The sequence below is a fragment of the Sphingomonas sp. genome (assembly GCF_017744835.1).
Lineage (GTDB): Bacteria > Pseudomonadota > Alphaproteobacteria > Sphingomonadales > Sphingomonadaceae > Sphingomonas.
This window is the reverse complement of record NZ_JAGIAM010000006.1, coordinates 308,164-334,929: the sequence shown is the minus strand read 5'-3', so window position 1 is coordinate 334,929 and position 26,766 is coordinate 308,164. Positions and strand designations below refer to the sequence as shown.

The window sequence follows — 26,766 nt, the reverse complement described above, 5'->3', positions numbered from 1 at the left end:
AGCTGATCGGGGTCCACGGTACCATCGAGCGTGTCAGGACCTGCAGTGCCGATACGTTCCGCCACGACTCACTCTCCAGCAAAAATGGACGCCGAATTCGTCACGAAACGGCGGATCTAGTTGCATGATGCCGCAAACATACAGCAGTTACAATATCTTCAACTTCGCTGAACCTTCTACCGCAACGTTAGTGCAACGACTGCACAGCCCCATCCTGGCGCCCTGCGAGCCGCCATCCACCGCGCCGACGGATTGCCCTTGCGGGCTTTGCCGCTAAGAAGCGCGGCGAAAGGAGCTTCCCCATGTCCACGCTCGTCCTGATCCGCCACGGCCAGTCCTGCTGGAACCTGGAGAACCGTTTCACCGGATGGTGGGACGTCGACCTGACCGAGCTGGGCGTCAAGGAAGCCTGGGCCGCGGGCGAGCTGATGAAGGAGCGCGGGCTCGACTTCGACATGACCTTCACCAGCTTCCAGAGCCGGGCGATCAAGACGCTCAACCTGGCGCTGGAGGCGATGGGCCGGCTGTGGCTGCCGACCGAGAAGGACTGGCGGCTCAACGAGCGCCATTACGGCGGGCTCACCGGGCTCAACAAGGCCGAGACTGCGGCGCTGCACGGCGACGAGCAGGTCAAGATCTGGCGCCGCAGCTTCGACGTGCCGCCGCCGCTGCCCGAGGAAGGCTCGCCCTGGGACCTCGCCAAGGACGAGCGCTACAAGGGCGTGCCGATCCCGCAGACCGAGAGCCTGAAGGACACGATCGCGCGCGTGCTGCCCTATTGGGAGAGCCGCATCGTTCCCGAGCTCAAGGCGGGCAAGCGCGTGCTGATCTCCGCGCACGGCAATTCGCTGCGCGCGCTGGTCAAGCACCTCTCGGGGCTTTCGGACGACGAAGTGGTGGGCCTGGAGATCCCGACGGGACAGCCGATGGTCTATGAGCTGGACGAGGGGCTGAAGGCGCTGGATCGGTATTATCTGAACGAGCGGTGAGACTCTCACTGCCCCGCCCCGACCCCTCCCCTGAAGGGGAGGGGCTTAAGTATGTTGCCCTCGCCTCCCTCCCCCACTAACAACGCCGCTTCCGCAACACGGGGCAATCATGTCGGACGCACCTCTCGTCGGCATCATCATGGGCAGCACCTCCGATTGGGAGACGATGCGCCACGCGAGCGCCGTGCTCGCCGAGCTGGGCGTGGCGCACGAGACCAAGGTGGTCTCCGCCCACCGCACGCCGCAGCGGCTCTATGATTATGCGACCGGGGCGGCCGAGCGCGGGATCAAGGTGGTGATCGCGGGCGCCGGCGGCGCTGCGCATCTGCCGGGGATGGCGGCGTCGATGACGCATCTGCCGGTGCTGGGCGTGCCGGTCGAATCCAAGGCGCTCAAGGGCGTCGACAGCCTCTATTCGATCGTCCAGATGCCCGGCGGCATCCCCGTCGGCACGCTCGCGATCGGCAAGCCCGGGGCGATCAACGCGGGGCTGCTCGCCGCCGCGATCCTGGCGACTTCGGACGAGGCCCTCGCCGAGCGCCTCAAGGCGTGGCGCGCGGCGCAGACCGACAGCGTGGCGACGGATCCCGAATGAGCGCAGCCGGCAGCCCCCTGGCCCCCGGATCGACGATCGGAATCCTGGGCGGCGGCCAGCTCGGACGGATGCTCGCGGTCGCCGCGGCGCAGCTCGGCTATCGCACGCACATATTGGCGCCCGACGAGGAAAGCGTCGCCGCGCAGACCGCGTCGAGCTTCACCCGCGCCGACTATCACAGCCGGATCGTGCTCGACGAGCTGGCGGGGCAGACCGACGTGGTCACCTATGAGTTCGAGAATATCGCGCTCGAGCCGGTCGAATATCTCGCGACCAAGGTGCCGGTGCGCCCCGGCGCGATGAGCCTGGCGATCGCGCAGGACCGCGCGCGCGAGAAGGCGTTCGTCGGCGAGATCGGGGGGCGTACCGCGCCCTGGGCGCCGGTCTCGACGCGCGACGAGCTGCACGCCGCGATCGCGAAGATCGGCGCGCCGGCGATCCTCAAGACGCTGCGGCTGGGCTATGACGGCAAGGGCCAGGTGCGCATCCGCGACGCCGCCGAGGCTGACGCCGCCTGGGCCGAGATCGGCGAGCGGCCGGCGATCCTCGAAGGCTTCGTCGCGTTCAGCCACGAATTCTCGATCATCACCGTACGCGGGCTCGACGGCGCGCTGACGCATTATCCGCCGCCGTGGAACGAGCATCGCGAGGGCATCCTCCACCGCTCCTCGCTCCCTGCGCCGGCCGAGATCGCGCGCCACTGGACCGAGGCGGCGGCGCTCGCCGGGCGCGTGGCCGAGAAGCTGGGCCATGTCGGCGTGTTGACGCTCGAATTCTTCACGACCGATGCCGGGCCGGTGTTCAACGAGATGGCGCCGCGCGTGCACAACAGCGGCCACTGGACGATCGAAGGCGCCGAGACCTCGCAGTTCGAGAACCACATCCGCGCCATCGTCGGGCTGCCGCTGGGATCGACCGCGCTGACCGGCACGCAGGTCGAGATGGAGAACCTCATCGGCGACGACGCGCACCGCTGGGGCGAGCTGCTCGCCGAGCCGGGGGCGCATCTGCATCTCTACGGCAAGGGCAGCGTGCGCCCGGGGCGGAAGATGGGGCATGTGACGCGGGTGAAGCGGTAATCCACCATTGCGCGCGCGGTGCTCGCAACAGATAGTTGCGCAATGCTGCTGATGGCTCTGCTTCTACCGCTCGCCGCGCCAGTGCCCGAGGATCTTCCGGTGACCTATCTGGCGTCGATCGAGATCCCACTGGGCGCGGACGAACGAGTCAGCGGCTTCGTCTTCGAGAGCTGGGGGGTCGAGTTCAAGGCGATTTGCCGAATCCCCTCTGGCTGGCGGATCAAGGCAGGATCGAGCGCGACACCCAATGGCAATTTCGAAGGCGAGGCGAGCCACGGCATCACTTGGATCGGGCGCGACAATATGCGCGAATTGCGCGACCTCGCACTGGTCACGCTCCGTGCGCCGCTGCAGCGCGATGCGATCCGACAAGCCAATGGAGAAATCCCGGCCACCTTCGCCGGACATGCCACGATCGAGGGCATGGATGACAGTCGTCAGGTCTCCATCGGCGTGGACAATGTCCGGCTGAAGCCCGCCGCACGCTGCCCCTGATCGAAAAAGGCCCGCCTCCTTTCGGAAGCGGGCCTTTTCGTTTCAGCCGGCGCGCCGGATCAGGCGCGCGTGCCGGTGATCGGGAAGCTGCCGAACACGCCCGCCGTCACGGTGCCGTTGAGCGTATCGCCGTCGACGGTCGCCTCGCAGGTGAGCGTCATCGGCATCGGCACGCTGATGTCGAGCGTCCAGCTGAGCGTGTCGCCGCTCGCCTTGCCATCGGTGATGTCGGCCGTGCCGAGCCCGCCCGAGAAGTTGCCGGTGAAGCTGTCGCCGTTGCTCTGCACGGTCAGCACCGCCTGCTGATCGCCCATCGGCGACTTGGTGACCGTGTTCCAGCTTCCGTCCACATTGGCCATCGCGTCTCTCCCGCTTGCTATTTCGCTGCCGCGGGCGAACCGGTGCCCAGCGCCGCTGCAGGGACCACCTCGACAGGCAGGCCGATGGAGTCAAGCTGCGGACGGACGGTCTTGGCGTCGCCGACGACCACGAAGACGAGCTTGTCGGGGTCGAGGGCCCCGCGTGCCGCAGCGTCAAGCTGGGCTGCGGTCATGCTGCGATATTTTTGCGCGATGGTGTCGTAGAAATTGTCCGGACGGTGCCGCAGGTCGTTCTGCTGCATCGCCGAGAGCACCGCGCCCGAAGTCTCGTAGCGGCCCGCGAGCTCGCGAGTCGATCCGTTGACCTCGCGCAACAGCTCGGCCTGGGTGACGCCCTTGGTGGTCAGGAAGTCGCGGACCTGCTGGCGGATCGCCTGGATCGATTCGCCGGTCTTGTCGGCCTGGACCGGCGCGCTGATCGTATAGGGCACCGCATGCTCGAGCCAGTTGTAGCCGCCGCCCGCGCCATAGGACCAATGCTTGTTCTCTCGCAGGTCCATGTTGATGCGCGACAGGAAGCCCGAGCCGAGCACCTGGTTCGCCGTGAAATGGGTGAGCAGCTCGGTCTTGGGATCGAGCGGCGTCATCTCCGCGGCAAGGATCAGCGACTGGGGCGAATCGGGCCGGTCGACGAGCAGGATCTTGGGCGCGGAGGGCCTGGGCGCGACGTCGAACGCCTTGACCCCGGGGGCGCCCTCACCCTGCCAATTGCCGAAGCGCGCGTCGAGCGCGGCCTTCACTTCGTCGAGCGGACGATCGCTGACGACGAAGACCTTTGCCTTGTCCGGGCGGATCCAGCTCTTGTAGAAATTGACGAGGTCGTCGCGGGTGAGCGCCTTGACGGCCGCCGGATCGCCCGAGCCCGCGGCCAGCTTCGCATAGGGGTTGCCCGCGCCATAGAGCAAAGGCGGCAGCGCGCGGCCGGCGAGACCCTGAGGGCTGGTCAGCTCGGAGGCGATGCCGGTGAGCAGGCTGGCGCGCAGACGCTCGACTTCGGCCGGCGCGAAGGCCGGGTGCAGCACCACGTCGGCGAACAGATCGAGCGCCCCGGCGAGGTTGGGGCTCGGCGCCCCGACCGACAGATAGGTCCGGTCGGGCGAGCTGCCGGTCGAGATGCTCGCGCCCAGGCGCTCGCGTGCCTCGGCGATCGCGATCGAATCCTTGCTGATCGTGCCCTCGTCGAGCAGCGACAGCATCAGGTTCTGCGTGCCGAGCTTGCCCGCCGGATCGGCGGCGGTGCCCGCGTCGAAGCTCATCACCACCTGGGTGACGGGCACGGCGGTGCGATTGGCATAGACCAGCTCGATGCCGTTCGAGAGCTTGGCGCGCGTGACGTCCGGGAAATCGAGGTCGCCGATCTGGGGAACGTCGGGCAGCGCGCCGCGGGTGCCCTTGACCACTTCGCTCTTGGGCGCGGCGGCGGTGGTCGCCGGCTTGGGCGCCGGCGCCTGGGCTTCCTGATAGGCCTCGCGCTGACCGGGCTCGACCTGGATCGTCAGCGCCGGGCGCGTGAGCCACTTGTTGGCAACGGCCTTGACCTGCGCCGGCGTCACCCGCGCGGTTTCCAGCAGCTCCTTCTTGTAGTGCGCGGGATCGCCCGAATAGAGCTCGCCCGAGGCGAGCGCCACGGCCTTGCCGCCAAAGCCGCCGACCGATTCGAGGCCGGCGATGCGCCCGGAGACCTGGGTTGTGGCGACGCGCTGGACTTCGTCCGCGGTCGGGCCGTTCTTGAGCAGGTCGGCCAGGATCTCGTCGATGCGCTTCGAGACGAGCGCCGGATCGACGCCGGGCTTCACCAGCGCCTGAATCTGGAAGACACCGATCTGCGACAGCGATTCGACGCCGGCCGAGACCTGCACCGCGCTCTTGTCCTTGCGCACCAGCTCATTCTCGAGCCGCGAGCTGGCGAGGCCGCCGAGGACGTTGCCGAAAACGTCGAGCGGCACCGAATCGGGGTCGTTGAGCCCCGGCACCGCCCAGTTGCGCAGGATCATCGTCGCGGCGACGCGGTCCTTCATCACGATCGTCTTGGGCGCGGCAAGCGTCGGCACCGTCACCTTGGGCAGCACGCTCTTGGGGCCGGCCGGAATGGCGCCGAAATATTTCTCGACCAGCGGGCGGGCTTCCCTGGCGTCGATGTCGCCCGCGAGCACCAGCACCGCATTGTTCGGGCCATAGTGCGAGCGGAACCAGTTCTTGACGTCCTCGAGGCTGGCGGCGTCGAGGTCGGCCATCGAGCCGATGACGTTATGGCCATAAGGGGTGCTGCCGAGCAGCTGCTCGAGCAACGTGTACCAGACCAGGCCATAGGGCTGGTTGTCGCCCTGGCGCTTCTCGTTCTGGACGACGCCGCGCTGCTCGTCGAGCACGCCCTGGTCGATCGCGCCGAGCAGATAGCCCATGCGGTCGCTCTCGAGGAACAGCGCGCGGTCGAGCGCGGGGCGGGGCACCGTCTCGAAGTAATTGGTGCGATCGAAGCTGGTGGTACCGTTGAAATCGGTGGCGCCGACCTGCTTGAGCGGCTCGAAGAAGTCGCCGGGGGCGTTTTCCGAGCCGTTGAACATCAGATGCTCGAAGAGGTGCGCGAAGCCCGTCTTGCCCTGCGGCTCGTGCTTCGAGCCGACGTCGTACCAGGTCGAGACCGCGACGATCGGCGCCTTGCGATCGGTGTGGACGATCACGCGCAGGCCGTTCTTGAGCGTGAATTCCTCATAGGGAATGTCGACGCGCTTCACGAGCTCGGCGACCGGCACCGGCTTGGCGGCGGGCGCCTGCTGCGCGGCCGCGGGCATGGTGGCGACGAGCGCGAGCAGAGCCGCGCCGGAGAGCATCCGATAAGATTTCATTCGACGAGAATCCCCGTATCCAAGACGAACCGAACATAGTGCAGCTTGTATCGGCTGCAACCGAATCCGTGTTGCCGGAACAATGCACCGCCAGCGTGCCTGATGCGTTTGCAACGGCGCGCGCGAACGCCCAGATTGCGATCGTTACGCCTCCCTCTTGTGTTGCCGAATTGCCACACCATCTGTCCGTCACAGGCTTACAGGGACCGACATGAACCTCGAGAAATTCACCGAACGGGCGAAGGGCTTCCTCCAGTCGGCGCAGACCGTCGCCATCCGCATGAGCCACCAGCGGATCTCGCCCGAGCACCTGCTCAAGGCGCTGCTCGAGGACGAGCAGGGCATGGCGAGCGGGCTGATCCAGGCCGCGGGCGGCGACGCGAAGCGCGCGCTGAGCGAGACAGACCTGGCGCTCTCCAAGATCCCCGCCGTCTCGGGCTCGGGCGCGCAGCAGACGCCGGGCGTCGACAACGACCTGGTGCGCGTGCTCGACCAGGCCGAGCAGATCGCGGCCAAGGCCGGCGACAGCTTCGTCACGGTCGAGCGGATGCTGGTGGCGCTGGCGCTGTCGCTCAATTCCGCAGCGGGCAAGGCGCTGCAGGCCGCGGGCGTGCGCGCAGAAGCGCTCAATGCAGCGATCAACCAGCTCCGCGGCGGGCGCACCGCCGACACCGCCACCGCCGAGGACCGCTACGACGCGCTCAAGAAGTTCGCGCGCGACCTCACCCAGGCCGCCCGCGACGGCAAGCTCGATCCGGTGATCGGCCGCGACGAGGAGATTCGCCGCACGATCCAGATCCTCGCCCGGCGCACCAAGAACAATCCCGTGCTGATCGGCGAGCCGGGCGTCGGCAAGACCGCGATCGCGGAAGGGCTGGCGCTGCGCATCGCCAACGGCGACGTGCCCGACAACCTCAAGGACCGCACGCTGATGGCGCTCGACATGGGCAGCCTGATCGCGGGCGCGAAGTATCGCGGCGAGTTCGAGGAGCGCTTGAAGGGCGTGCTCGACGAAGTGAAGGCTGGCGAAGGCGACATCATCCTGTTCATCGACGAGATGCACACGCTGATCGGCGCCGGGAAGAGCGAAGGCGCGATGGACGCGTCGAATCTGCTCAAGCCGGCGCTGGCGCGCGGCGAGCTCCACTGCATCGGCGCGACCACGCTCGACGAGTATCGCAAGCACGTCGAGAAGGACCCCGCGCTCCAGCGGCGCTTCCAGCCGGTGTTCGTCGGCGAGCCCACGGTGGAGGACACGATCTCGATCCTGCGCGGGCTCAAGGAGAAGTACGAGCTGCACCACGGCGTGCGCATCACCGATGCGGCGATCGTGAGCGCGGCGACGCTCTCCAACCGCTACATCACCGACCGCTTCCTGCCCGACAAGGCGATCGACCTGATGGACGAGGCCGCCAGCCGCATCCGCATGGAGGTCGAGTCCAAGCCCGAGGAGATCGAGAACCTCGACCGGCGCATCATCCAGCTCAAGATCGAGCGCGAGGCGCTGAAGAAGGAGACCGACGCCGCGTCGAAGGATCGGCTCGCGAACCTGGAGGCCGAGCTCGCCAACCTCGAGCAGCAGTCGGCCGAGCTGACCACGCGCTGGCAGGCGGAGAAGGACAAGATCGCCTCCGAGGCGCGGCTGAAGGAGCAGCTCGAGGCGGCACGGCTCGAGCTCGAGCAGGCGCAGCGCGCGGGCGATCTCGGCAAGATGGCCGAGCTCAACTACGGCACCATTCCCGCGCTCACCAAGCAGCTTGAGGAAGCGCAGGCGACCACCAAGGGCGCGATGCTGCGCGAGGAAGTGACCAGCGACGACATCGCCGGGGTGGTCAGCCGCTGGACGGGCATCCCGGTCGACAAGATGCTCGAGGGCGAGCGCGAGAAGCTGCTCCAGATGGAGCAGGCGCTCGGCGCGCGGGTGATCGGCCAGGCCGATGCCGTGAAGGCCGTGTCGACCGCGGTGCGGCGTTCGCGCGCCGGGCTGCAGGATCCGAACCGGCCGCTCGGCTCGTTCCTGTTCCTCGGGCCAACGGGCGTGGGCAAGACCGAGCTGACCAAGGCGCTCGCCGAATTCCTGTTCGACGATCCCAATGCGATGGTGCGGATCGACATGAGCGAGTTCATGGAGAAGCACGCGGTCGCGCGGCTGATCGGCGCCCCTCCCGGCTATGTCGGATACGAGGAAGGCGGCGTGCTGACCGAGGCGGTGCGGCGGCGGCCCTATCAGGTGGTGCTGTTCGACGAAGTCGAGAAGGCGCACGGCGACGTGTTCAACGTGCTGCTCCAGGTGCTCGACGACGGGCGGCTGACCGACGGGCAGGGCCGCACGGTCGACTTCTCGAACACGATCGTGATCCTGACGTCGAACCTGGGCAGCCAGTTCCTCACCAACCTGCCCGACGGGCACGATGTCGAGGAAGTCGAGCCGCAGGTGATGGAAGTGGTGCGCGCGCACTTCCGCCCCGAGTTCCTCAACCGGCTGGACGAGATCATCCTATTCCACCGGCTGGGTGCGGAGCACATGGCGCCGATCGTCGACATCCAGGTCGCCCGGGTGGCGAAGCTGCTCAAGGACCGCAAGATCGGGATCGAGCTGACCGACGCCGCGCGCGCCTGGCTGGGCCGGGTGGGCTATGATCCGGTGTACGGGGCGCGTCCGTTGAAGCGGGCGGTGCAGCGCTACCTGCAGGACCCGCTCGCCGACCTGATCCTGCGCGGCGAGGTGAAGGACGGATCGACGGTGAAGGTCGACGAGGGCGACGGGGCGCTGGCGCTGAGCGTGACGTAGCCGCCCGCCGGCCTTCCTCGGCCGGGAGGACCTCATCGGAAACGGGCACAAAAAAGGGGCGGTTCCTTGCGGAACCGCCCCGATTTTTTTGACTTCGGTCCGGCTTAGAAGCCGACCTTCACGCCCGCCTTGAAGTAGCGGCCGAAGATGCCCTCGCCACCCTGGATCGGGTTGTAGCCGTGCGCACCATAGGTGACCACGTCGATCGGAGGCATTTTGTCGAACAGGTTCTGGACGTTCAGGTAGAAGGTGAAGTTGTCGTTCACCTTCAGTCGAGCGTTCAGGTCCACCGTGACGTATTCCGAGACCTTACACGGCGTCGAACCGTCGCTCAGGCCGCAGTCCTTATAGTCGGTGCCCTGATCCATCGCGGACAGATCATAGCCGTCGAAGTAGTTCACGGTGCCGGTCAGAGCGAACTGGTCGTTGAACTCCAGCGACGAGGTCCAGGTGCCCTTCCACTTGGGCGTGCCCGAGCCGGCCGTCAGGTTGAAGTTGCCCAGCGTGCCGTCGTAGCGCTCGACGGTGCCGTCGGGGAACTCCATCTCGAGCTTCATGATGTAGCTCGCCTCCGCATAGGTGCGGAACCGGATGCCGTCGGCGATCGGCAGATCGGCGTCGATCGAGAAGTCGAGGCCGTGCGTCTTCAGCGTGTTGGCATTGATGAAGCCCGACTGGACGAACGCGATACGCGGCGTCGCACCCGGAGTGTTCACGTCCGGCGCGTCGGGGACGACCGTGTAGCCGTCCGGAATCGGCAGGCCCGAATAATAGGCCAGGATCGCCGGAGCGTTGTTCGCGGTCGTGATGACGTCGGTCTTGCGGATGTTGTAGTATTCAACAGCCAGCTTGACGCGACGGATCGGCTGCAGCTCGATGCCGGCAGTGAAGCTGCGCGACTTCTCGGGCTTCAGGTCCGGATTCGAGAGCGAGGTCTGGCCATAGCTCGCCGAGCGGACATAGGCCGGGCAGGTGTTGAACGTCGCCACGGTGCAGCCGTACTGGCTCAGGAACCAGTCGGTGTAGATGCCCGAGTTGGCCGTGACATAGCCAGTCGTCGGGAAGGTCGCGTTCGCCTCGCCGAACGACGGGATACGGAAGCCGCGCGAATAGGTGCCGCGGAGCGTCACGAAATCCTCGAACGGCTTGATGATCACGCCGGCCTTCGGCGAGAAGTTGTCGATGCCGCGCGGATAACGGTCATAACGGCCCGACAGGTTGACCGTCACCTGGTCGAGCAGCGGAGCGTTGAGCTCGCCGTAGGCCGAGTAGACGGTACGATCGCCCTTGATGGCGAAGCCGTTGAGGCGGAAGTAGCGCTCGGTGCCGCCGTTGAAGTCCGAGTTGATCGACGGCGAGTCGACAGCTTCGTACCGCATCGACACGCCCGCCGCGAGCTCGAGTGCGCCGCCCGGAAGCTGGGCCAGCTCGCCGCTCACATTGGCGTCGAACTGGAGCAGGTCCGAGGTGGACGTCGCACGGGCTTCCGGAGCCAGATAGTCAAGCGTCGCCTGGCTGGTGGCGGCCGGGTTGATGAAGTTATAGCTGCCGTCGGCGATCACATCGAGCAGGTGCTGGATGTAGACGTAGCCATTGTACTTGCGCAGCAGGTCGATGTGCATGCCGGTGGCGCTGACGCTGTAGTTCCAGCCGTCGGCGATCGGGCCGCTGATGCCCGCCGCAGCGCGATAGGCACGGGTGCGGCTGAAGTTATCCTCGAACAGGTTCGGGATACGGCCGGCGATCTGGGCGGTCTGGCCCGACGCCGCAAACGGGTTGTTCGGGTTCAGCGTGCCGTTGGCCGCGGTGCAGGCCGCGGTCGTGCCGCGCGGGCAGACGTAGACCGGCAGCTGCAGGATCGTGTTGTTGCCGTAATAGGCAACGTTCGACGACGTGCTGTAGCGCGGATAGTAGAACGGCGCCGGCGCGTTCGCGCGGATGGTCGCCGGGATGTAGGTGTCGTGCGACTGCGACTGCAGGAAGTTGAACGAGGCAAAGGCCTCGGTCTCATCGTTGATGCGCGCAGTGACGCGAGCCGAGAAGCCGAAACGCTCCACGTCCGGCGTGATCACGCCGTAGAGGTTCGTCAGGTCTTCCTGGCAGACCGGGCCGGTGGCAGGCGCGGCGGCGTTGGCCGAAAGCGCGAGCTCGTCTGCGGTCGGGGTGTAGGTCGGCAGACCCTGGCAGCCGTTAGCGGGTGCGGGTGGCCGCGCCGGTCACGGCGTTGGCCGGACGGACCATGAACGGCGTCGCGACCCCGAAGCCGCCGGTGAAGCCATCGGGCTGCAGGCCGTTGACCACGCCGTTGAAGCCGCAGGTGCCGTCGTTACAGATCTGCGAGAAATCGTCCGTGTTGAAGGGATACGGACGGTCGCGGTTATAGAGCGCGCTCTGCTTGTAGTAGAAGCCGCTGACGTACGCGTTGACGCCGTTGGTATCGAGATCGCCGAAGCCGGCGGTCAGCGACATGCGGTACTGGGCCGCGTCGCCGCGCTCCGAAATACCCGCCTCGGCGCGACCGGTGACGCCCTGCACGTCCTTCTTGGTGATGATGTTCACCACGCCCGCGATCGCGTCGGCGCCGTAGGTCGACGAAGCGCCGTCACGCACGACTTCGATGCGCTCGACGATGTCGTCCGGAATCGTGTTCAGGTCGACGAAGTTGCGCGTGCCGTCGTCGGCCAGCGGATAGTAAGCGGCACGCATGCCGTCGAACAGCACGAGCGTCGAGTTGGTGGTGAGGCCGCGCAGCGAGACGGCCGAAGCGCCGGCCGCGAACGCGCCGTTCGCCGTGAACGAGTTGGTGAGCGCCGGACCGTTGTTGGCCGCGATGCGCTGGATGCCTTCCTGGACGGTGCTGATGCCGCGAATGTCGAGGTTCTCGGCGGTCACGGTGCTGACCGGCGACGGAGTCGCGACGTTCTGGAAGATGGTGCCGGTGACGACGATTTCCTGGCCGTCGCCGTTGTCGGCAGTCTGCGGCTCAGCGGTCTGAGCGGTCTGCGACGCATCCTGCGCGAACGCCGGCGTCGCGATGCCCGCGAGCACCAGCGCAGCCAGAGCCGCGCTACCGCGCAAACCCCGAGTGATTTGGGTGTTTTTCATGAATTTCCCTCGCTTTTCGACCGTGCTGCAGCGCATCGCGGCCGTGTCTCCCCGCTCCGCCCCTTGCGACAGGCGCAATTCGGGCGAAGCTTGGCGCAAGGGATGAAGAGCCCCCCTTTGTCTGTAAAGCCGCCATTCAGGTCAGCGGGGACCCTTTTGAAGCGACTGTAGCGAAAATGCCACAGAGCGCGTTCGATTGTTGCGCAGGATACCAGTCGAACGTAAAATAATGTTGCGGCGCGGAATTTTTGCTCAATTGTTTCCGGGCATTGGACCTGCCACGAGCAGCGGATCGATGCGTGCGTCGCGCCATTTCAGCCCCCAGTGGAGGTGCGGTCCGGTGGCGCGCCCGCTTGCCCCTACGGCGCCGATGGTTTGCCCGCGCCGCACCTGTTGCCCGACGGCCACGTCGATGCGTGACAGATGCATGAACGCGCTGTTGAGCCCCATGCCATGGTCGATCATCAGCAGATGACCTTCGAGTGTGAAGGGCGCGGTGGCGGCGAGCACCACCACCCCGTCGGCGGGCGCGAGCACCGGCGTGCCGGTCGGCCGGGCGATGTCGATCCCGGAATGATAGGCGCCGGGCTCGCCCGCATAGATGCGCTGCGAGCCGAACAGCGTCGAGATGCGGCCCGTGGTCGGCCAGAGGAAGGTCTGGCGCCAACCCTGTGCGCCGGTGTCCTTCGCGCGCGCCGCCTCGATCTGCGCGAGCTCGGCGGGGCGGCGGCGCTCGAACTCGGGCGCAGGGACCGGATATTTGGGCAGCCGGTCGAGCCGCGAGATGTTCCAGGCGCGCGGTGCGATGGCGAGCGGCTCGCGGACCTCGCGGCCATCGGCGAGCCGCGCGACCAGCATCGCGGAGGGGCCGGCGTCGCGATCGAAGGCGATCAGGAAGCGGCGGTCGGGTGCGAAGGGGATGGGCTTGCCGTCGAGGAACAGCGCGGTCGTGCCGGTGGGCACGGTGCCGATCGCCATGCCGCCCTGGACTCGTTCGCCGGCCAGCGCGATCCGCGGAGCAGGCTCGGGCGCCGTGGCAGCGGGACGGGGGAGCCGCGCGGGCGCGGCCTGGGCCAGCGCAGTGCTTCCACCCTGGGGCGAAGGCACGCAGGCGCTGAGGATCAGCAGCGCGGCGGCGGAGGGCGAACGCAGCACGCGGCGCAGCTTATTTGCCCTGCATCGCCTTGGTCGCGATCTCGGCGCTCGCATAGGGCTCCTGCCGCTCGACGCTCCAGTAGCGGAGCGAATCGAGCGGGATCGGCTCGCCGCTGACGGCGCAGGGGACATGGTCGCCGGGTGCCAGCACGCGGAAGCCGTTCGCCATATAATGAAGCCGCGCGGCCCGGGCGGAGTTGGACATCAGCATGGGCAGGCAACCTCTCGAGAACGAACGATCATGTCAGAGCAGGCTCGGCTGCTCGGGCTTGGATTCATTGTAGGGCTTGCCCCCGGCACGCTCAACCCGCGCGTCGACCGGGCCGTCCTGGAAGTGCAGCGTCACGGCCTGGGCAGTGCGCGCCTCGGCGGCGGTGCCGATCACCTTGCGCGTGCCGCGCGCCTCGACCCAGGCATAGCCCTTCTTGAGCGGGAGCTCGGGGTGGACGAGGTCGAGGTGGCGCGAGAGCCCCTCGTAGCGATGGCGCGCCGACGTCAGCCGCTGGTCGAGCATCGCCGGGCGGAGCGCGCCGGCGCTGCGATCGAGCTGCGAGCGGGCGACGGTGACGCGCCGCTCGAGCGCACGGTCGAGCCGGGCGCCGAGGTCGTCCATCCGCTGGCGCTGCGGCCCGAGCAGCGCGTCGCGCCGCGGGAGCACGCGGACCAGCGCCGCCAGTCGCTCGCCCGCGCGCTCGTGATAGCGGCGCACGCAACGCTCGGTGCGATGGACCAGCGTGGCGAGCGTGTGGCGGACGTCGGCGAGCACTGGCACCGCCATCTCGGCCGCGGCCGTGGGCGTGGGCGCGCGCAGGTCGGCGGCGAAGTCGCAGAGGCTGGTGTCGGTCTCGTGCCCTACCGCCGAGATCACCGGGATCGAACAGTCGGCGACTGCGCGGACCACGACTTCCTCGTTGAAGGCCCAGAGGTCCTCGATCGATCCGCCGCCGCGCGCGACGATCAGCAGATCGGGGCGCGGCACCGGGCCGCCGGGCTGGATCGCATCGAAGCCGCGCACTGCCGCGGCGACTTCGGCCGCCGCGCCCTCGCCCTGCACCTTGACCGGCCAGAGCAGCACATGGCTGGGAAAGCGGTCCTCGAGCCGGTGGAGGATGTCGCGGATCACCGCGCCGGTGGGCGAGGTCACCACGCCGATCACGCGTGGCATGAAGGGCAGGCGCTTCTTGCGTTCGGGCGCGAACAGCCCCTCGCCCGCCAGCCGCGCCTTGAGCTTCTCGAACAGCGCCATCAGCGCGCCCTCGCCCGCCAGCTCCATCCGGTCGATCACGACCTGGTATTTGGAGCGGCCCGGATAGGTGGTGAGCTTGCCCGTGGCGATGACTTCGATGCCGTCCTGCGCGGCAAAGGGAATCGCGCTGGCAGCCGCGCGCCACATCACGCCGTCGATCACGGCGTCGGCATCCTTGAGGCAAAGATAGGCGTGGCCCGAGGCGGCGCGCTTCCAGCCCGAGATCTCGCCGCGAATGCGCACCCGCCCGAACTCGCCCTCGACCACGCGCTTGAGCCGCATCGAAAGCTCGCTGACGCTCATCTCGGGCGCGTTGTCCCCGGGCATCGCCTCGGCTACGAGCCGGCCGGAAGGCGTATCGAGAAAGGGGTCGCTCATGAATGTCCTGCTGCTGGGCTCGGGGGGCCGCGAACATGCGCTCGCCTGGAAGCTCGCGCAATCGCCGCTGCTGGAGAAGCTCTACGCGGCGCCGGGGAATCCGGGAATAGCCGAATATGCCGAGCTGGCCGATGTCGCCATTGCCGACCAGCGCGCCGTGATCGACTTCTGCCTGCGCCACTCGATCGGCTTCGTCGCGATCGGGCCCGAGGCGCCGCTGGTCGAAGGACTCGCCGACAATCTGCGCACCATGGGGATCGCGGTGTTCGGCCCCGGCAAGGCCGCGGCGCAGCTCGAGGGCTCCAAGGGCTTTACCAAGGACCTGTGCGCGCGCGAGAACATCCCGACGGCGGGCTATGTCCGCGTCGAATCGCGCGACGGCGCGCTGGCGGCGCTCGACGATTTCAGGCTGCCGGTGGTGATCAAGGCCGACGGGTTGGCGGCGGGCAAGGGCGTGACCGTCGCGACGACGCGCGAAGAGGCCGAAGGGGCTGTGGCGGCGATCTTCGCCGACGCCGGCGGCAGCGCAGTGATCGAGGAATTCCTGGAGGGCGAGGAAGCCAGCCTGTTCGTGCTCACCGACGGCACCGCCATTCTTCCCTTCGGATCGGCGCAGGACCATAAGCGCGTCGGCGACGGCGACACCGGGCCCAACACCGGCGGCATGGGCGCGTACAGCCCCGCGCGAGTGCTGACGCCTGCGCTCGAGGCCGAAGCGATCGACACGATCGTGCGCCCCACGGTCGAGGCGCTGGCGCGCGCCGGCACGCCTTATTCGGGGGTGCTCTACGCCGGGCTGATGCTGACGGCCGCCGGACCCAAGCTGATCGAATACAACGCCCGCTTCGGCGATCCCGAATGCCAGGTGCTGATGCTGCGGCTGGAGGAGGATCTGCTCGAGCTGATGGCGGCGACCGCCAAGGGCGAGCTGGCCGACCGCCCCGCGCCGCGCTTCTCGCCCGAGCCGGCGCTGACGGTGGTGATGGCGGCGAAGGGCTATCCCGGCACGCCCGAGACCGGCGGCGCGATCCGCGGAATCGAGGCAGCCCAAGCGGAGGGCGCGCGCGTGTTCCAGGCGGGCACGCGACTGGAAGGCGAAACGTTGGTCGCGAGCGGCGGGCGCGTGCTCAACGTGACGGCGCGCGGCGCCACCGTCGCCGAGGCGCAGGCAGCCGCCTATCGCGCGGTCGACGCGATCGACTTCCCTACCGGCTTCTGCCGCCGCGATATCGGCTGGCGCGAAGTCGCGCGCGAGCAGGGCTGAGCCCGCTTCCCGCTGCTCGCGGGGCGCGACTGATCGCATTTCCTATCGGACCTTCCCGATCCTGCGCTATGCTGGTGCGGCACGCTGCATCTGCATGGCGGAGAGGGATTCATGAACGACCAGGCCTGGCAAGCCACGACTCCATTGGTGCCCGGCGGGCCCGAATGGCTGACGCTGACCTTCGTCGTGATCGGCTTGGGCGTGGTGGCGGCGCTGGTCATCCTGATCTGGGGTGCGCGGCTCGCGAGACGCCGCGCGCGCGCCGAGCGCGAGCTCGAGCATCGCGGCGAGGTGCACCGAGTCGGCGATCCGCCGCGGATGATCCCGCCGGCCGCGCCGGTGCCCACGTCCGCCGCGATGCCCGAAGAGGAGCCGCTACCGCCCGAGCCGCCACTCGCCGACGAACCGATCGCCGCGGCGGCCTCGTTCGACGCCTCGCCGGCATCGCTGGCGGCGTCGGAGCCTTCCGAGCCGGTTGCGGACACGGGCGGTGACGATCTCACGCGGATGAAAGGCGTCGGCCCCAAGCTGGCCCAGCGCCTCAATGCGGTCGGCGTCACGCGCTTCGCCCAGCTCGCCGCGCTCACGCCTGCCGATGCCGAGGCGCTCGACGCGCAGCTCGGCGACTTCCGCGGGCGCATCCACCGCGACCGCTGGATCGAGCAGGCGGGCTTCCTCGCGCGCGGCGACGTGCCGGGATACGAGGCGCAGTTCGGGAAGCTTTGAGGAGTTAAGCCCCTCCCTGAAAGGGAGGGGATGGGGGTGGGTGCGCGCGTCTGCGCGCTCCAAAGAATCGATAGCAGCTCGCCAGGAGCGCCGGTCGAGGCATCGAGCCTCGCCCAGCGCTAGACCCACCCCTAGCCCCTCCCTTTCAGGGAGGGGAATGGTTGCCACTCAGCCCTTCTTCGCCGCCGCCTTCTTCGCCGGAGCCTTCTTGGCCGCTGCCTTCTTCGGGGCCGCCTTCTTGCGGCCCTTGCCCTTGGCGGGGCCGGCGGCAGCCTTGGCGTCGATCAGCTGGGCGGCTTCCTCGAGCGTGAGCTGGTCCTTGTCGATCGACTTGGGCAGCGTCGCATTGGTCTCGCCGTCGGTGATGTACGCGCCGTAGCGGCCGTCCATCAGCTTGATCTCGGCCTCGGTGCGCGGGTGCTTGCCGATGATCTTGAGCGGCTCGCGGCTCGCTCCGCGTGCGGGCCGGCCGCCGTTCGCCGCGGCCTCGGCGAGCTTGACCACCGCGGCGTTCATGCCGGTCTCGAACACTTCGGCGGTCGACTGGAGCCGGGCATATTTGCCGTCATGCGCCAGATAGGGGCCATAGCGGCCGATCGAGGCGGTGATCGGATTGCCGGTCTCCGGGTGATTGCCGATCGTGCGCGGCAGCTTGAGCAGCTTCAGCGCCCATTCGAGGTCGAGATCGACGTCCTTGGGGATCGAGGCGCGCGGCGCTTCCTTGCCTTCGCCGAGCTGGATGTACGGCCCGAAGCGGCCCGACTTGCGCTCGACCTGCAGCCCCGTTTCCGGATCCACGCCCAGCACCTCGGGCCCCGACTCCGCGCCCGCCTCGCCGCCCGGCTGGGCGAAGCGACGCGTGAACTTGCACTCGGGATAGTTGGAGCAGGCGATGAACGCCCCGAAGCGCCCGCCGCGCAGCGCCAGCTTGCCGTTGCCGCAGTTCGGGCAGAGCCGCGGATCGCTGCCGTCGGCCTTTTCGGGGAAGAGATAGGGGGCGAGGAACTCGTCGAGCGCCGCGGTGATGTCCGACGGCTTCTGCTCCATCACTTCGCTGGTGCGCGGCTTGAAGTCGCGCCAGAACTGCTCGAGCACTTCCTGCCAGGCGGCGCGGCCGCCCGACACGTCGTCGAGCTCTTCCTCGAGCTCGGCGGTGAAATCGTAGCTGACGTACTTCTGGAAGAAGCGCTCGAGGAACGCAGTCAGCAGCCGGCCCGATTCCTCGGCGAAGAAGCGGTTCTTCTCGACGCGGACATAGGCGCGGTCCTTGAGCACCTGGATGATCGAGGCATAGGTCGAGGGCCGGCCGATGCCGAGCTCCTCGAGCCTTTTGACCAGCGAAGCCTCGGAGAAGCGCGGCGGCGGCTGGGTGAAATGCTGCTCGGCGTTGACCGCCTTCTTGGCGGGCGTGGCGCCTTCGCTCATGCGGGGCAGGCGGCGGCTGTCCTCGTCGCCCTCGTCGTCGCGGCCTTCCTCGTAGAGCGCGAGATAGCCGGGGAAGAGCACGACCTGACCGGTAGCGCGGAGGCCATGCTGGCCGCTGCCGTCCTCGAGATCGATCGTGGTGCGCTCCATTCTCGCGGAAGCCATCTGGCTGGCGAGCGCGCGCTTCCAGATCAGGTCGTAGAGCTTGGCATGGTCGCCCGAGCCGGCGCGATCCTTGGAGAAGTCGGTCGGGCGGATCGCCTCGTGCGCTTCCTGGGCGTTCTTGGCCTTGGTCTGATACTGGCGCGGCTTGTCGGGCACGTACGAGCCGTCATAGCGCGTCGCGATCGCCTTGCGCGCCTCCTGGATCGCGCCGGGGTCCATCTGGACGCCGTCGGTACGCATATAGGTGATCGCGCCGTCCTCGTAGAGCGCCTGGGCGATGCGCATCGTATGGCTGGCCGAGAAGCCGAGCTTGCGCGCCGCCTCCTGCTGGAGCGTCGAGGTGGTGAAGGGCGGCGGCGGGTTGCGCGTCGCCGGCTTGGTCTCGACCGACGCGACCGAGAAGCGGCCTTCCTCGACGGCTTTCTTAGCGGCCTCGGCAGTCTTGCCGTCGGCGATCGACAGGCGCTCGAGCTTGGCGCCCTTCCACTTGACCAGCCGCGCCTGGAAGGGCGTGCCGTCCTGCTCCATCTCGGCGATGACCGACCAATATTCCTGCGCCTTGAAGCCTTCGATCTCGCGCTCGCGCTCGACGATCAACCGCAGCGCGACCGACTGGACGCGGCCCGCCGACTTGGCGCCCGGCAGCTTGCGCCACAGTACCGGCGAGAGCGTGAAGCCGACGAGATAATCGAGCGCGCGGCGGGCGCGATAGGCGTCGATCAGGTCGGTATCGAGCTCGCGCGGATGCTCCATCGCCTGGAGGATCGCGGGCTTGGTGATCGCGTTGAAGGTGACGCGCTCGACTTCCTTGGGAAGCGCCTTCTTGTTCCTGAGCACTTCCTGGACGTGCCAGCTGATCGCCTCCCCCTCGCGATCAGGGTCGGTCGCGAGGATCAGCCGGTCGGCCTTCTTGGCCTCGTCGGCGATCGCCTTGAGCTGCTTCGACTTGTCGGCATAGGTCTCCCACTCCATCGCGAACCCTTCGTCGGGGTCCACCGACCCGTCGCGCGCGGGCAAGTCGCGGACATGGCCGTAGGAGGCGAGGACGCGATAGTCCTTGCCGAGATATTTCTCGATGGTCTTCGCCTTGGCCGGCGATTCTACGATGACGAGCTGCATGGAGAGATCGGGTTCCTTACGCGTACGCGTATGAGGTTGGGGAGCCGGCGGGCGGCGTCAAGCGGGGAACCGGTATCGACCACTTACGGTTGTGTTCGCAATGTTCGACCACACCGCCATCGTCGTCACCGATCTTGCCAGGGCCCGCCGCTTCTACGACGCGATTGCCGGGGCGCTGGGGCTGGCGACGGCGAGCAACGGCCCCGACAGCTTCCTGTTCGGCAAGAGCGCCGAGGAGCCGATCCCCTATCTGTGGATCGGCACGCTGCGGCCCTCCTACTGGATCGAGGGTTCGCGTGCGGGGATCAACCAGATGCACGTCGCCTTCCGCGCCGACAGCGAGGCGACGGTCCGCGCCTTCCACGCCGCCGGGCTCGCGGCGGGCGGGCGGGACCATGGCGCGCCGGGCCCGCGCCAGGGCGTGCCCGGCTATTATGGCGCCTTCCTGCTCGATCCCGACGGCAACAACATCGAGGCCTGCTACCGCAGCAACGCCTAGGCGCCGGCCGCCTTCATCTTGGCGCGGATCGCGTCGATGTCGGCGGCGGCGTGGCGCTCGGCGAGGCGATATTCCTCGGGCCCCGAGCCGCGGTTGACCAGGCGGCCGCGCTGCACCGGCTCGCGCGCGGCGACTTCCTCGGTCCAGCGGTTGAGGTGCTTGTACTCGGCCGCGTTCAGGAACTCGGCCGCGCCGGAATAGGTATCGCCGCGCGCCACGCCGCCGTACCAGGGCCAGACCGCCATGTCGGCGATCGTGTACTCGTCGCCCGCCAGATAGCGATTGTCCGCCAGATGGGTGTCGAGCACATGGAGCTGGCGCTTGGCCTCCATGGCGTAGCGGTTGATCGCATACTCGATCTTGATGGGCGCATAGGCGAAGAAATGGCCGAAGCCGCCGCCGAGGAAGGGCGCCGAGCCCATCTGCCACATCAGCCAGCTGAGCGTCGTCGCGCGCTTCGCCGGATCGGTCGGCAGGAAGGCGCCGAACTTCTCGGCGAGGTAGATCAGAATCGCGCCGCTCTCGAACACGCGGATGTTGGGATCGACCGAATGATCGACCAGGGCGGGGATCTTCGAGTTGGGATTGATCTCGACGAAGCCGCTGCCGAACTGGTCGCCGGCGCCGATGTCGATCTTCCAGGCGTCGTACTCGGCGCCCGAATGGCCGGCGGCGAGCAGCTCCTCGAGCAGGATCGTCACCTTCTGCCCGTTAGGCGTGCCGAGCGAATAGAGCTGGAGCGGATGCGCGCCGACCGGCAGCACCTTCTCGTGCGTGGCGCCGGAGACAGGGCGGTTGATGCTGGCGAACTGGCCGCCGCTGGGAGCGTCCCAGGTCCACACCTTGGGCGGGACATAGCCGGCGGGCTGGTTGTTCGCGGGATCGGGGGCGTCGGCCATGTCATTTCTCCCTGAGGAAGCGGTTGCCGCCGGCATGTAGGTACCGGCGACCGACTTGCCAGGGCCGTAACGATGGTTTTGCTTTAGCCGATCAAACTCGTTCTGCCGCCGGCATGCCGCTCGAGCCTTCCGGCCAGCTCGAGCTCGAGGAGCACGGTCTGGACCAGTGCGGGCGCGAGGCCCGACTGGCGGATCAGTTCGTCGACGCTCACCGGCACCGGGCCGAGCAGCGCGGTCACCGTGCGGCGCTCGGCATCGCTGGCGTCCTCGGGCGGCTGACCCTGGTAGCCGGCACCCGGCGCGCGGACCGCGCGCGGATCGATCGGGCGCAGCATCTCGAGGATGTCGTCGACGCTCTGCACCAGAGTCGCGCCTTCTCGGATCAGCAGGTTGCAGCCCTGCGCGCGCGGGTCGAGCGGCGAGCCGGGGACGGCCATGACCTCGCGCCCCGCCTCGCCGGCGATGCGCGCGGTGATCAGCGATCCGGACTTGGGCGCGGCCTCGACCACCACGGTGCCGAGCGCGAGGCCGGCGATGATGCGGTTGCGCGCGGGGAAGAAGCGCGCGAGCGGCTCAGTGCCGGGGGGCTGCTCGGCGAGCAGCAGGCCTTCGCGGGCGATGCGTTCCTGCAGCTCGGCGTTCTCGGGCGGGAAGACCTGGTCGATCCCGCTCGCGATCACGCCCACGGTGCCGCCGCCGATCGATCCGATGTGCGCCGCCGTGTCGATGCCGCGGGCGAGGCCCGAGACCACGGTCGCCCCCGCCTCCGCCAGTCCCAGCGCGAGCTGGCGCGCGAAGCGGCAGGCGGCGGCCGAGGCATTGCGCGCGCCGACCATCGCGACGCAGGGCCGGTGCGCGAGATCGATCCGGCCACGCAGGATCAGCGCGGGCGGCGCGCTGTCGAGCTCGGCGAGCAGCGGCGGATAGTCGGGGTCGTCGACGAAGAGATAGCGCGCGCCGAGCTTCTCGACCGCAGCGATCTCGCGCCGCACCGCGCCCGGATCGGCGAGCGCGGGCGCCCTGCCCCCTCCCCGCGCGGCAAGCATGGGCAAGGCCTCGAGCGCCGCCTCGGCCGTGCCGAAGCGGGCGATGAGCTGGCGCCAGGTAACGGGGCCGATATTCGCCGAGCGCAGCAGACGAAGCCGCGGCTCGCGCGGATCAGCCATTCTTGCTGCCGATGCGCGGCTCGGTGCCGCTGAGCAGGCGATCGATGTTGGCGCGGTGCTTCCACAGCACGATCAGCGACAGCGCGAGGAAGAGCATCACCAGCTCGATCCGCCCCCACCAGGCCGCGCTCACCGGCGCGCTCACCGCGGCGGTCATTCCGGCGAGCGAGGAGATCCGCAGCGCCGCGAGCAGCCCGAGCCAGATCGCGGCATAGACCAATCCCGACGGCCAGTGGAGCGCGACCACGACGCCCATCAGCGTCGCCACGCCCTTGCCGCCGCGGAACTTGAGCCAGACCGGATAGCAATGGCCGATGAAGGCCGCGCCGCCCGCGAGCAGCTCGTTGCCGGGAAGCAGCCAGGCGGCGAGCAGCACCGCCGCCGCGCCCTTGGCGAGATCGAGCAGCAGCGTCGCCGCCGCCAGCCCCTTGCGGCCGGTACGCAGCACATTGGTGGCGCCGATGTTGCCCGAACCGATCTGGCGCAGGTCGCCGGCGCCGGCCATGCGCGTGAGCAGCACGCCGAAGGGGATCGAGCCGAGCAGATAGCCGAGCACGATCGCCGCTGCCGGCTGGGCCCAAAGGATTTCACTCGTCACGCGCACTACCCCCTGCTTGCGCGCAAGCTAGGGCGTCCGTTAGTCGGGCGCAACAATCCGGATTAATGGACCAGCCTCCGCCCATGACCGACTCCCGCCCCGTGCTCTTCTTCGATTCCGGCGTGGGAGGGCTTTCGGTGCTCGCGCCGACTGCGCGGCTGCTGCCGCAGGCGCCGCTGGTCTATGTCGCGGACTCGGCAGGCTTCCCCTATGGCACGCGCAGTGAGGCGGAGATCGCCGCGCGGGTGCCGGCGCTGCTCGGGCGGCTCGCCGAGCGCTTCGACCCGCGGCTGGTCGTGATCGCGTGCAACACCGCCTCGACGATCGCGCTCCAGCACGTCCGCGCGGCGCTCGACCTGCCGATCGTGGGCACGGTGCCTGCGGTCAAGCCCGCCGCCGAGGCGAGCCGCACCCGCGTGATCGGCGTGCTCGGCACCGAGGCGACGGTGCGCCAGCCCTATGTCGACGATCTCGCGGCGCGCTTCGCCAGCGACTGCGTCGTGCTGCGCCACGGGTCGGCCGAGCTGGTGGAAATGGCAGAGACCAAGCTGGCCGGCACGGCGCCCGAGCCGGCAAGGCTGCGCGGCGTGCTCGAAGGGCTGTTCGCGCAGCCCGGCGGCGAGCGGCTGGATGTGATCGTCAACGCCTGCACGCATTTCCCGCTGCTCGAGGCCGAGCTTGCCGCGGCGGCACCGCATCCGGTGGCGTTCGTCGACGGTGGGCCGGGAATCGCGCGGCGCGTCGCCTATCTGACCCAAGGCCAGCAATGGCCCGAGGCGCCGGCGCCCGGGCGCGCGGTGTTCACGGCGCTGGATGCCCGGGCCGAAAGCCTCCGGCCCGCGCTCGCACGCTATGGATTGGAGAATGTCGAAGCGCTGTGACGGCGCTCAGGCCTGCAGGGTCGCGGGCACGATCTCGCGGAGCTTGGCCGAATAGCGCTCGGCCATCTCGAGGTGGACGCGGCGCGCGGTGGTATCGTCGGCGCGGGCAGCATGCTCGCGTTCCTGCCGCTCTCGGCGAACAAAATACTCCAGGTCCCGGTTACCCATGTCTTCGCTCCGTATCCAAGCGGGAGCAGCGAGGCCCTCAGCTGCGAACATGCTTGTCCAGCGAGTCGTCCGCAGTGTTATCCACATACCATATTGCACGGCGGAGTCCGAATCGTCCCGGGTGCTTGCGAGGACTTTGGCGGACTTGCGTTGTTTTTACCGCTAACATGTTTCGCGTGGTACGATTTCGACTCGGGATCATGCCGGCGACTCAGGCGCTCAGGCTATGGTATCGGGAAGAATTGCTTATGCCCGGCCGACTGGAATTCCGCTTATTTTGGGCGTAGGGGAGCCGCCATGCCTATCCAGGACAGCCCGTCGCCCGCCGTCGACTATTCGCGGGTATTCAGTCAGGCGATCGACCGGCTGCACGCCGAGGGCCGCTATCGCGTGTTCATCGACGTCCTGCGCAACAAGGGCATGTTCCCCAATGCGCGCTGCTTCGCGGGGCACAACGGACCCAAGCCGATCACGGTCTGGTGCTCGAACGACTATCTGTCGATGGGCCAGCATCCCAAAGTGATCGAGGCGATGGAGGAGGCGCTCCACGACGTCGGCGCCGGCTCGGGCGGCACGCGCAACATCGGCGGCAACACGCACTACCACATCAACCTCGAGCACGAGCTGGCCGACCTTCACGGCAAGGAAGGCGCGCTGCTCTTCACCTCGGGCTATGTCTCGAACGAGGCGACGCTCTCGACGCTCGCCAAGCTGATGCCGGGCTGCATCGTCTATTCGGACGCGCTCAACCACGCATCGATGATCGCGGGCATCCGCAACTCGGGCTGCGAGAAGCGCGTGTGGCGCCACAACGATCTCGCGCATCTGGAAGAGCTGCTCGCGGCGGACGATCCCGCGGCGCCCAAGCTGATCGCCTTTGAGAGCGTCTATTCGATGGACGCCGACGTGGCGCCGATCGCCGAGATCTGCGACCTGGCCGACAAGTATAATGCGCTGACCTATCTCGACGAAGTCCATGCCGTGGGCATGTACGGCGCGCGCGGCGGCGGCATTTCCGAGCGCGACGGCGTCGCGCATCGCCTGACGATCATCGAAGGCACGCTGGGCAAGGCGTTCGGCGTGATGGGCGGCTACATCGCCGCCGACCAGATGATCATCGACGTGATCCGCAGCTATGCGCCGGGCTTCATCTTCACCACTTCGCTCTCGCCCGTGCTCGTCGCCGGTGCGCTGGCGAGTGTGAAGCACCTCAAGACCTCCAACGAGGAACGCACCGGCCAGCAGGCGGCCGCGGCGCGGCTCAAGGCGCTGATGGCCGAGGCCGGGCTGCCGGTGATCCCCTCGACCACGCACATCGTGCCGCTGATGGTCGGCGATCCGGTCAAGGCCAAGAAGATCAGCGACATATTGCTCGCCGAGTATGGCGTGTACGTCCAGCCGATCAACTATCCCACCGTGCCGCGCGGCACCGAGCGGCTGCGCTTCACGCCCGGCCCGAGCCATGACGAGGGCATGATGCGCGAGCTGGTGGACGCGCTGGTCGAGATCTGGGGACGTCTGGAGCTTCGCAGGGCCGCGTAAGACGGCTGCAACTCAGGGTCGCATCACCGGCCGCCTACGGGCGGCGCACTGGGGGAGATGCGTTCATGACCTTGATCAATTCGCTGCGCTGGCAGTTCGAGAATCCCGTCCATCGCAAGTTCGTCGCCGAGCGGCTGGCGGACCTGAAGGCGGCACTGCGCGAGCAGATCCACGCCGGCACCGACGAGCGCAGCCTGCGGCTCGCGACCTGGAACCTGATGCATTTCGGCGACGGTGGCGGATACGACCGGACGCCCGAATCGATGCTCTACATCGCCGAGATCATCGACCATTTCGACCTGGTGGCGGTGCAGGAGGTCAATCGCGACCTCTCCAAGCTCGAGGAGCTGATCGACAAGCACTTGGGCAGCGGCTGGGACTATATCGTCACCGACACCACCGGCGGCGGGGCCGACGATCGCGGGCCCGGCAACAACGAGCGGCTCGCCTTCCTCTATCGCAAGTCCAAGGTGCAGTTCTGCAAGGAAGCCGGCGAGATCGTGCTGCCGCAGGGGCAGGAGATCGCCGCGCCGGGGCAGGCGCCGGGCACCACGACCAAGGTGCAGTTCGCGCGCACGCCCTTCTCGGTCGCGTTCCGCGCGGGGTGGCTCAAGTTCAAGCTGTGCACCGTGCATATCTTCTACGGCACCGGGACGGCCGGGCTGGCGCAGCGGCGCGAGGAGATCGAGCGGATCGCGCGCTTCCTCGCCCAGCGTCAGGTCGACGAAGCCAAGGCGATGGTGAACCGCGCCAAGGAGCGCAAATGGACGCGGCCCGAGGATGCGGGATGGGATTCCAACTATATCCTGCTCGGCGACTTCAACATCATCTCGCCCGAGCACGAGACGATGAAGGCGCTGATCGAAGCGGGGTTCACCGTCCCCACCCAGCTCCAGACCACCAACCTGGGCAATGATCACCATTACGACCAGGTCGCGATCAAATCCGCCCACCCGGGCTTCAAGGTGCTGCACTCGGGCGTGTTCGACATGCTCAAGCACGTCTATCGCGACGAGGACGCCGAATTCTATGCGACGGTGGTGAAGCCCCCGCGCGTGGTGATGGACGACGGGCAGGAACGGCCGCTCGACAAGCGGGTCGACTATTTCAGGCGCTATTACCGGGTGAACCAGATGTCCGACCACAAGCTGCTGTGGTGCGAGATCTGCGTCGACTATTCGGACAAATATCTGGCCGACATCATGGCCTCGGCCGCGCCGGCCTGAACCGCGGAGGCTGGAGCTTCCTCCATCGC

Annotated in this window: 23 protein-coding genes; 11 read left to right on the top strand and 12 right to left on the bottom strand. The window is 68.1% G+C overall.

From position 1 onward, the window contains the following. Positions 1-302: 302 nt before the first annotated feature. The 4 genes from gpmA (at position 303) to J7500_RS17515 (ending at position 3,158) form a co-directional block, all read left to right on the top strand. On the top strand, positions 303-989 hold the full coding sequence (gene gpmA, locus J7500_RS17530) for a 2,3-diphosphoglycerate-dependent phosphoglycerate mutase (protein ID WP_294063323.1): 687 nt from the start codon (positions 303-305) through the stop codon (positions 987-989). A 109-nt stretch (positions 990-1,098) separates the two neighbouring features. Next, a complete protein-coding gene (purE, locus tag J7500_RS17525) occupies positions 1,099-1,584 on the top strand; it encodes a 5-(carboxyamino)imidazole ribonucleotide mutase (RefSeq protein WP_294063321.1) in 486 nt (161 codons plus the stop codon). Further along, positions 1,581-2,663, top strand: a complete 1,083-nt coding sequence (locus tag J7500_RS17520) for a 5-(carboxyamino)imidazole ribonucleotide synthase (protein WP_294063319.1) — start codon at positions 1,581-1,583, stop codon at positions 2,661-2,663. Before purE ends, J7500_RS17520 begins: the two co-directional genes overlap by 4 nt. A gap of 42 nt (positions 2,664-2,705) precedes the next feature. After that, the gene (locus J7500_RS17515; protein WP_294063317.1) at positions 2,706-3,158 is read left to right on the top strand and encodes a hypothetical protein; all 453 of its coding nucleotides are present in this window, start codon (positions 2,706-2,708) and stop codon (positions 3,156-3,158) included. A gap of 59 nt (positions 3,159-3,217) precedes the next feature. Here the strand turns inward: J7500_RS17515 and J7500_RS17510 are convergent, their stop codons facing one another. Together J7500_RS17510 and J7500_RS17505 are read right to left on the bottom strand one after the other, a co-directional pair. Further along, a complete protein-coding gene (locus tag J7500_RS17510) occupies positions 3,218-3,517 on the bottom strand; it encodes a hypothetical protein (RefSeq protein ID WP_294063316.1) in 300 nt (99 codons plus the stop codon). A gap of 17 nt (positions 3,518-3,534) precedes the next feature. Beyond that, positions 3,535-6,384 (bottom strand): pitrilysin family protein, encoded by a 2,850-nt coding sequence (locus J7500_RS17505; protein ID WP_294063314.1) that lies wholly within the window; start codon positions 6,382-6,384, stop codon positions 3,535-3,537. A 211-nt stretch (positions 6,385-6,595) separates the two neighbouring features. Here J7500_RS17505 and clpB point away from each other — a divergent pair, with 211 nt between their 5' ends. Beyond that, positions 6,596-9,175, top strand: coding sequence for an ATP-dependent chaperone ClpB (gene clpB / locus J7500_RS17500; protein ID WP_294063313.1), 2,580 nt, complete (start codon positions 6,596-6,598; stop codon positions 9,173-9,175). A gap of 104 nt (positions 9,176-9,279) precedes the next feature. On the opposite strand, the gene J7500_RS17495 is transcribed toward clpB, so the two are convergent. The 5 genes from J7500_RS17495 to xseA all read right to left on the bottom strand — a co-directional run bounded on the left by J7500_RS17495 (position 9,280) and on the right by xseA (position 15,059). Continuing rightward, on the bottom strand, positions 9,280-11,247 hold the full coding sequence (locus tag J7500_RS17495; protein ID WP_294063312.1) for a TonB-dependent receptor: 1,968 nt from the start codon (positions 11,245-11,247) through the stop codon (positions 9,280-9,282). 118 nt (positions 11,248-11,365) lie between these two features. Then, a complete protein-coding gene (locus tag J7500_RS17490; protein ID WP_294063310.1) occupies positions 11,366-12,280 on the bottom strand; it encodes a TonB-dependent siderophore receptor in 915 nt (304 codons plus the stop codon). A gap of 252 nt (positions 12,281-12,532) precedes the next feature. Continuing rightward, a complete protein-coding gene (locus tag J7500_RS17485) occupies positions 12,533-13,258 on the bottom strand; it encodes a M23 family metallopeptidase (protein ID WP_294063334.1) in 726 nt (241 codons plus the stop codon). A 187-nt stretch (positions 13,259-13,445) separates the two neighbouring features. Next, entirely contained in the window at positions 13,446-13,646 is a 201-nt protein-coding gene (locus J7500_RS17480) for a DUF2093 domain-containing protein (protein WP_294063309.1), read from the bottom strand. A 33-nt stretch (positions 13,647-13,679) separates the two neighbouring features. Then, positions 13,680-15,059, bottom strand: coding sequence for an exodeoxyribonuclease VII large subunit (gene xseA, locus J7500_RS17475; RefSeq protein WP_294063308.1), 1,380 nt, complete (start codon positions 15,057-15,059; stop codon positions 13,680-13,682). Between xseA and purD the strand changes: the two genes are divergently transcribed. Further along, entirely contained in the window at positions 15,058-16,323 is a 1,266-nt protein-coding gene (purD, locus tag J7500_RS17470) for a phosphoribosylamine--glycine ligase (RefSeq protein WP_294063307.1), read from the top strand. The genes xseA and purD overlap by 2 nt on opposite strands. 111 nt (positions 16,324-16,434) lie before the next feature. Continuing rightward, complete coding sequence (locus J7500_RS17465; protein WP_294063306.1) at positions 16,435-17,049, top strand: hypothetical protein; 615 nt, start codon at positions 16,435-16,437, stop codon at positions 17,047-17,049. A gap of 168 nt (positions 17,050-17,217) precedes the next feature. Here J7500_RS17465 and topA read toward each other — a convergent pair whose 3' ends face one another. After that, positions 17,218-19,758: a type I DNA topoisomerase gene (gene topA, locus J7500_RS17460; RefSeq protein ID WP_294063305.1), complete on the bottom strand. Its 2,541-nt coding sequence runs from the start codon at positions 19,756-19,758 to the stop codon at positions 17,218-17,220. Between the two features lie 100 nt (positions 19,759-19,858). Here topA and J7500_RS17455 point away from each other — a divergent pair, with 100 nt between their 5' ends. After that, positions 19,859-20,257, top strand: coding sequence for a VOC family protein (locus tag J7500_RS17455; protein ID WP_294063304.1), 399 nt, complete (start codon positions 19,859-19,861; stop codon positions 20,255-20,257). Here J7500_RS17455 and yghU read toward each other — a convergent pair. The 3 genes from yghU to plsY form a co-directional block, all read right to left on the bottom strand. Then, positions 20,254-21,156, bottom strand: a complete 903-nt coding sequence (gene yghU, locus J7500_RS17450) for a glutathione-dependent disulfide-bond oxidoreductase (protein WP_294063303.1) — start codon at positions 21,154-21,156, stop codon at positions 20,254-20,256. The two genes, J7500_RS17455 and yghU, sit on opposite strands and share 4 nt — an antisense overlap. Before the next feature lie 83 nt (positions 21,157-21,239). Further along, positions 21,240-22,322 carry a DNA-processing protein DprA gene (gene dprA / locus J7500_RS17445; RefSeq protein ID WP_294063302.1) on the bottom strand — a complete coding sequence of 361 codons (1,083 nt, stop codon included), beginning with the start codon at positions 22,320-22,322 and terminating at the stop codon, positions 21,240-21,242. Beyond that, entirely contained in the window at positions 22,315-22,920 is a 606-nt protein-coding gene (plsY, locus tag J7500_RS17440; protein ID WP_294063301.1) for a glycerol-3-phosphate 1-O-acyltransferase PlsY, read from the bottom strand. Before plsY ends, dprA begins: the two co-directional genes overlap by 8 nt. Before the next feature lie 83 nt (positions 22,921-23,003). On the opposite strand from plsY, the gene murI reads away from it, so the two are divergent. Further along, a complete protein-coding gene (gene murI, locus J7500_RS17435) occupies positions 23,004-23,801 on the top strand; it encodes a glutamate racemase (protein WP_294063300.1) in 798 nt (265 codons plus the stop codon). Positions 23,802-23,807: 6 nt separating this feature from the next. Here the strand turns inward: murI and J7500_RS17430 are convergent, their stop codons facing one another. Further along, positions 23,808-23,969 (bottom strand): hypothetical protein, encoded by a 162-nt coding sequence (locus J7500_RS17430; RefSeq protein WP_294063299.1) that lies wholly within the window; start codon positions 23,967-23,969, stop codon positions 23,808-23,810. A gap of 297 nt (positions 23,970-24,266) precedes the next feature. On the opposite strand from J7500_RS17430, the gene hemA reads away from it, so the two are divergent. Both hemA and J7500_RS17420 read left to right on the top strand, forming a co-directional pair. Then, on the top strand, positions 24,267-25,511 hold the full coding sequence (gene hemA / locus J7500_RS17425; RefSeq protein ID WP_294063298.1) for a 5-aminolevulinate synthase: 1,245 nt from the start codon (positions 24,267-24,269) through the stop codon (positions 25,509-25,511). Positions 25,512-25,576: 65 nt separating this feature from the next. Continuing rightward, positions 25,577-26,737, top strand: coding sequence for an endonuclease/exonuclease/phosphatase family protein (locus J7500_RS17420; protein WP_294063297.1), 1,161 nt, complete (start codon positions 25,577-25,579; stop codon positions 26,735-26,737). Positions 26,738-26,766: the final 29 nt, after the last annotated feature.

Coding starts and splice junctions, on each gene's coding strand:
- gpmA (WP_294063323.1), top strand. CDS start 303: ATGTCCACGCTCGTCCTGATCCGCCACGGCCAGTCCTGCTGGAACCTG.
- purE (WP_294063321.1), top strand. CDS start 1,099: ATGTCGGACGCACCTCTCGTCGGCATCATCATGGGCAGCACCTCCGAT.
- J7500_RS17520 (WP_294063319.1), top strand. CDS start 1,581: ATGAGCGCAGCCGGCAGCCCCCTGGCCCCCGGATCGACGATCGGAATC.
- J7500_RS17515 (WP_294063317.1), top strand. CDS start 2,706: ATGCTGCTGATGGCTCTGCTTCTACCGCTCGCCGCGCCAGTGCCCGAG.
- J7500_RS17510 (WP_294063316.1), bottom strand. CDS start 3,517: ATGGCCAATGTGGACGGAAGCTGGAACACGGTCACCAAGTCGCCGATG.
- J7500_RS17505 (WP_294063314.1), bottom strand. CDS start 6,384: ATGAAATCTTATCGGATGCTCTCCGGCGCGGCTCTGCTCGCGCTCGTC.
- clpB (WP_294063313.1), top strand. CDS start 6,596: ATGAACCTCGAGAAATTCACCGAACGGGCGAAGGGCTTCCTCCAGTCG.
- J7500_RS17490 (WP_294063310.1), bottom strand. CDS start 12,280: ATGAAAAACACCCAAATCACTCGGGGTTTGCGCGGTAGCGCGGCTCTG.
- J7500_RS17485 (WP_294063334.1), bottom strand. CDS start 13,258: ATGGCGATCGGCACCGTGCCCACCGGCACGACCGCGCTGTTCCTCGAC.
- J7500_RS17480 (WP_294063309.1), bottom strand. CDS start 13,646: ATGCTGATGTCCAACTCCGCCCGGGCCGCGCGGCTTCATTATATGGCG.
- purD (WP_294063307.1), top strand. CDS start 15,058: ATGAATGTCCTGCTGCTGGGCTCGGGGGGCCGCGAACATGCGCTCGCC.
- xseA (WP_294063308.1), bottom strand. CDS start 15,059: ATGAGCGACCCCTTTCTCGATACGCCTTCCGGCCGGCTCGTAGCCGAG.
- J7500_RS17465 (WP_294063306.1), top strand. CDS start 16,435: ATGAACGACCAGGCCTGGCAAGCCACGACTCCATTGGTGCCCGGCGGG.
- topA (WP_294063305.1), bottom strand. CDS start 19,758: ATGCAGCTCGTCATCGTAGAATCGCCGGCCAAGGCGAAGACCATCGAG.
- J7500_RS17455 (WP_294063304.1), top strand. CDS start 19,859: ATGTTCGACCACACCGCCATCGTCGTCACCGATCTTGCCAGGGCCCGC.
- yghU (WP_294063303.1), bottom strand. CDS start 21,156: ATGGCCGACGCCCCCGATCCCGCGAACAACCAGCCCGCCGGCTATGTC.
- dprA (WP_294063302.1), bottom strand. CDS start 22,322: ATGGCTGATCCGCGCGAGCCGCGGCTTCGTCTGCTGCGCTCGGCGAAT.
- murI (WP_294063300.1), top strand. CDS start 23,004: ATGACCGACTCCCGCCCCGTGCTCTTCTTCGATTCCGGCGTGGGAGGG.
- J7500_RS17430 (WP_294063299.1), bottom strand. CDS start 23,969: ATGGGTAACCGGGACCTGGAGTATTTTGTTCGCCGAGAGCGGCAGGAA.
- hemA (WP_294063298.1), top strand. CDS start 24,267: ATGCCTATCCAGGACAGCCCGTCGCCCGCCGTCGACTATTCGCGGGTA.
- J7500_RS17420 (WP_294063297.1), top strand. CDS start 25,577: ATGACCTTGATCAATTCGCTGCGCTGGCAGTTCGAGAATCCCGTCCAT.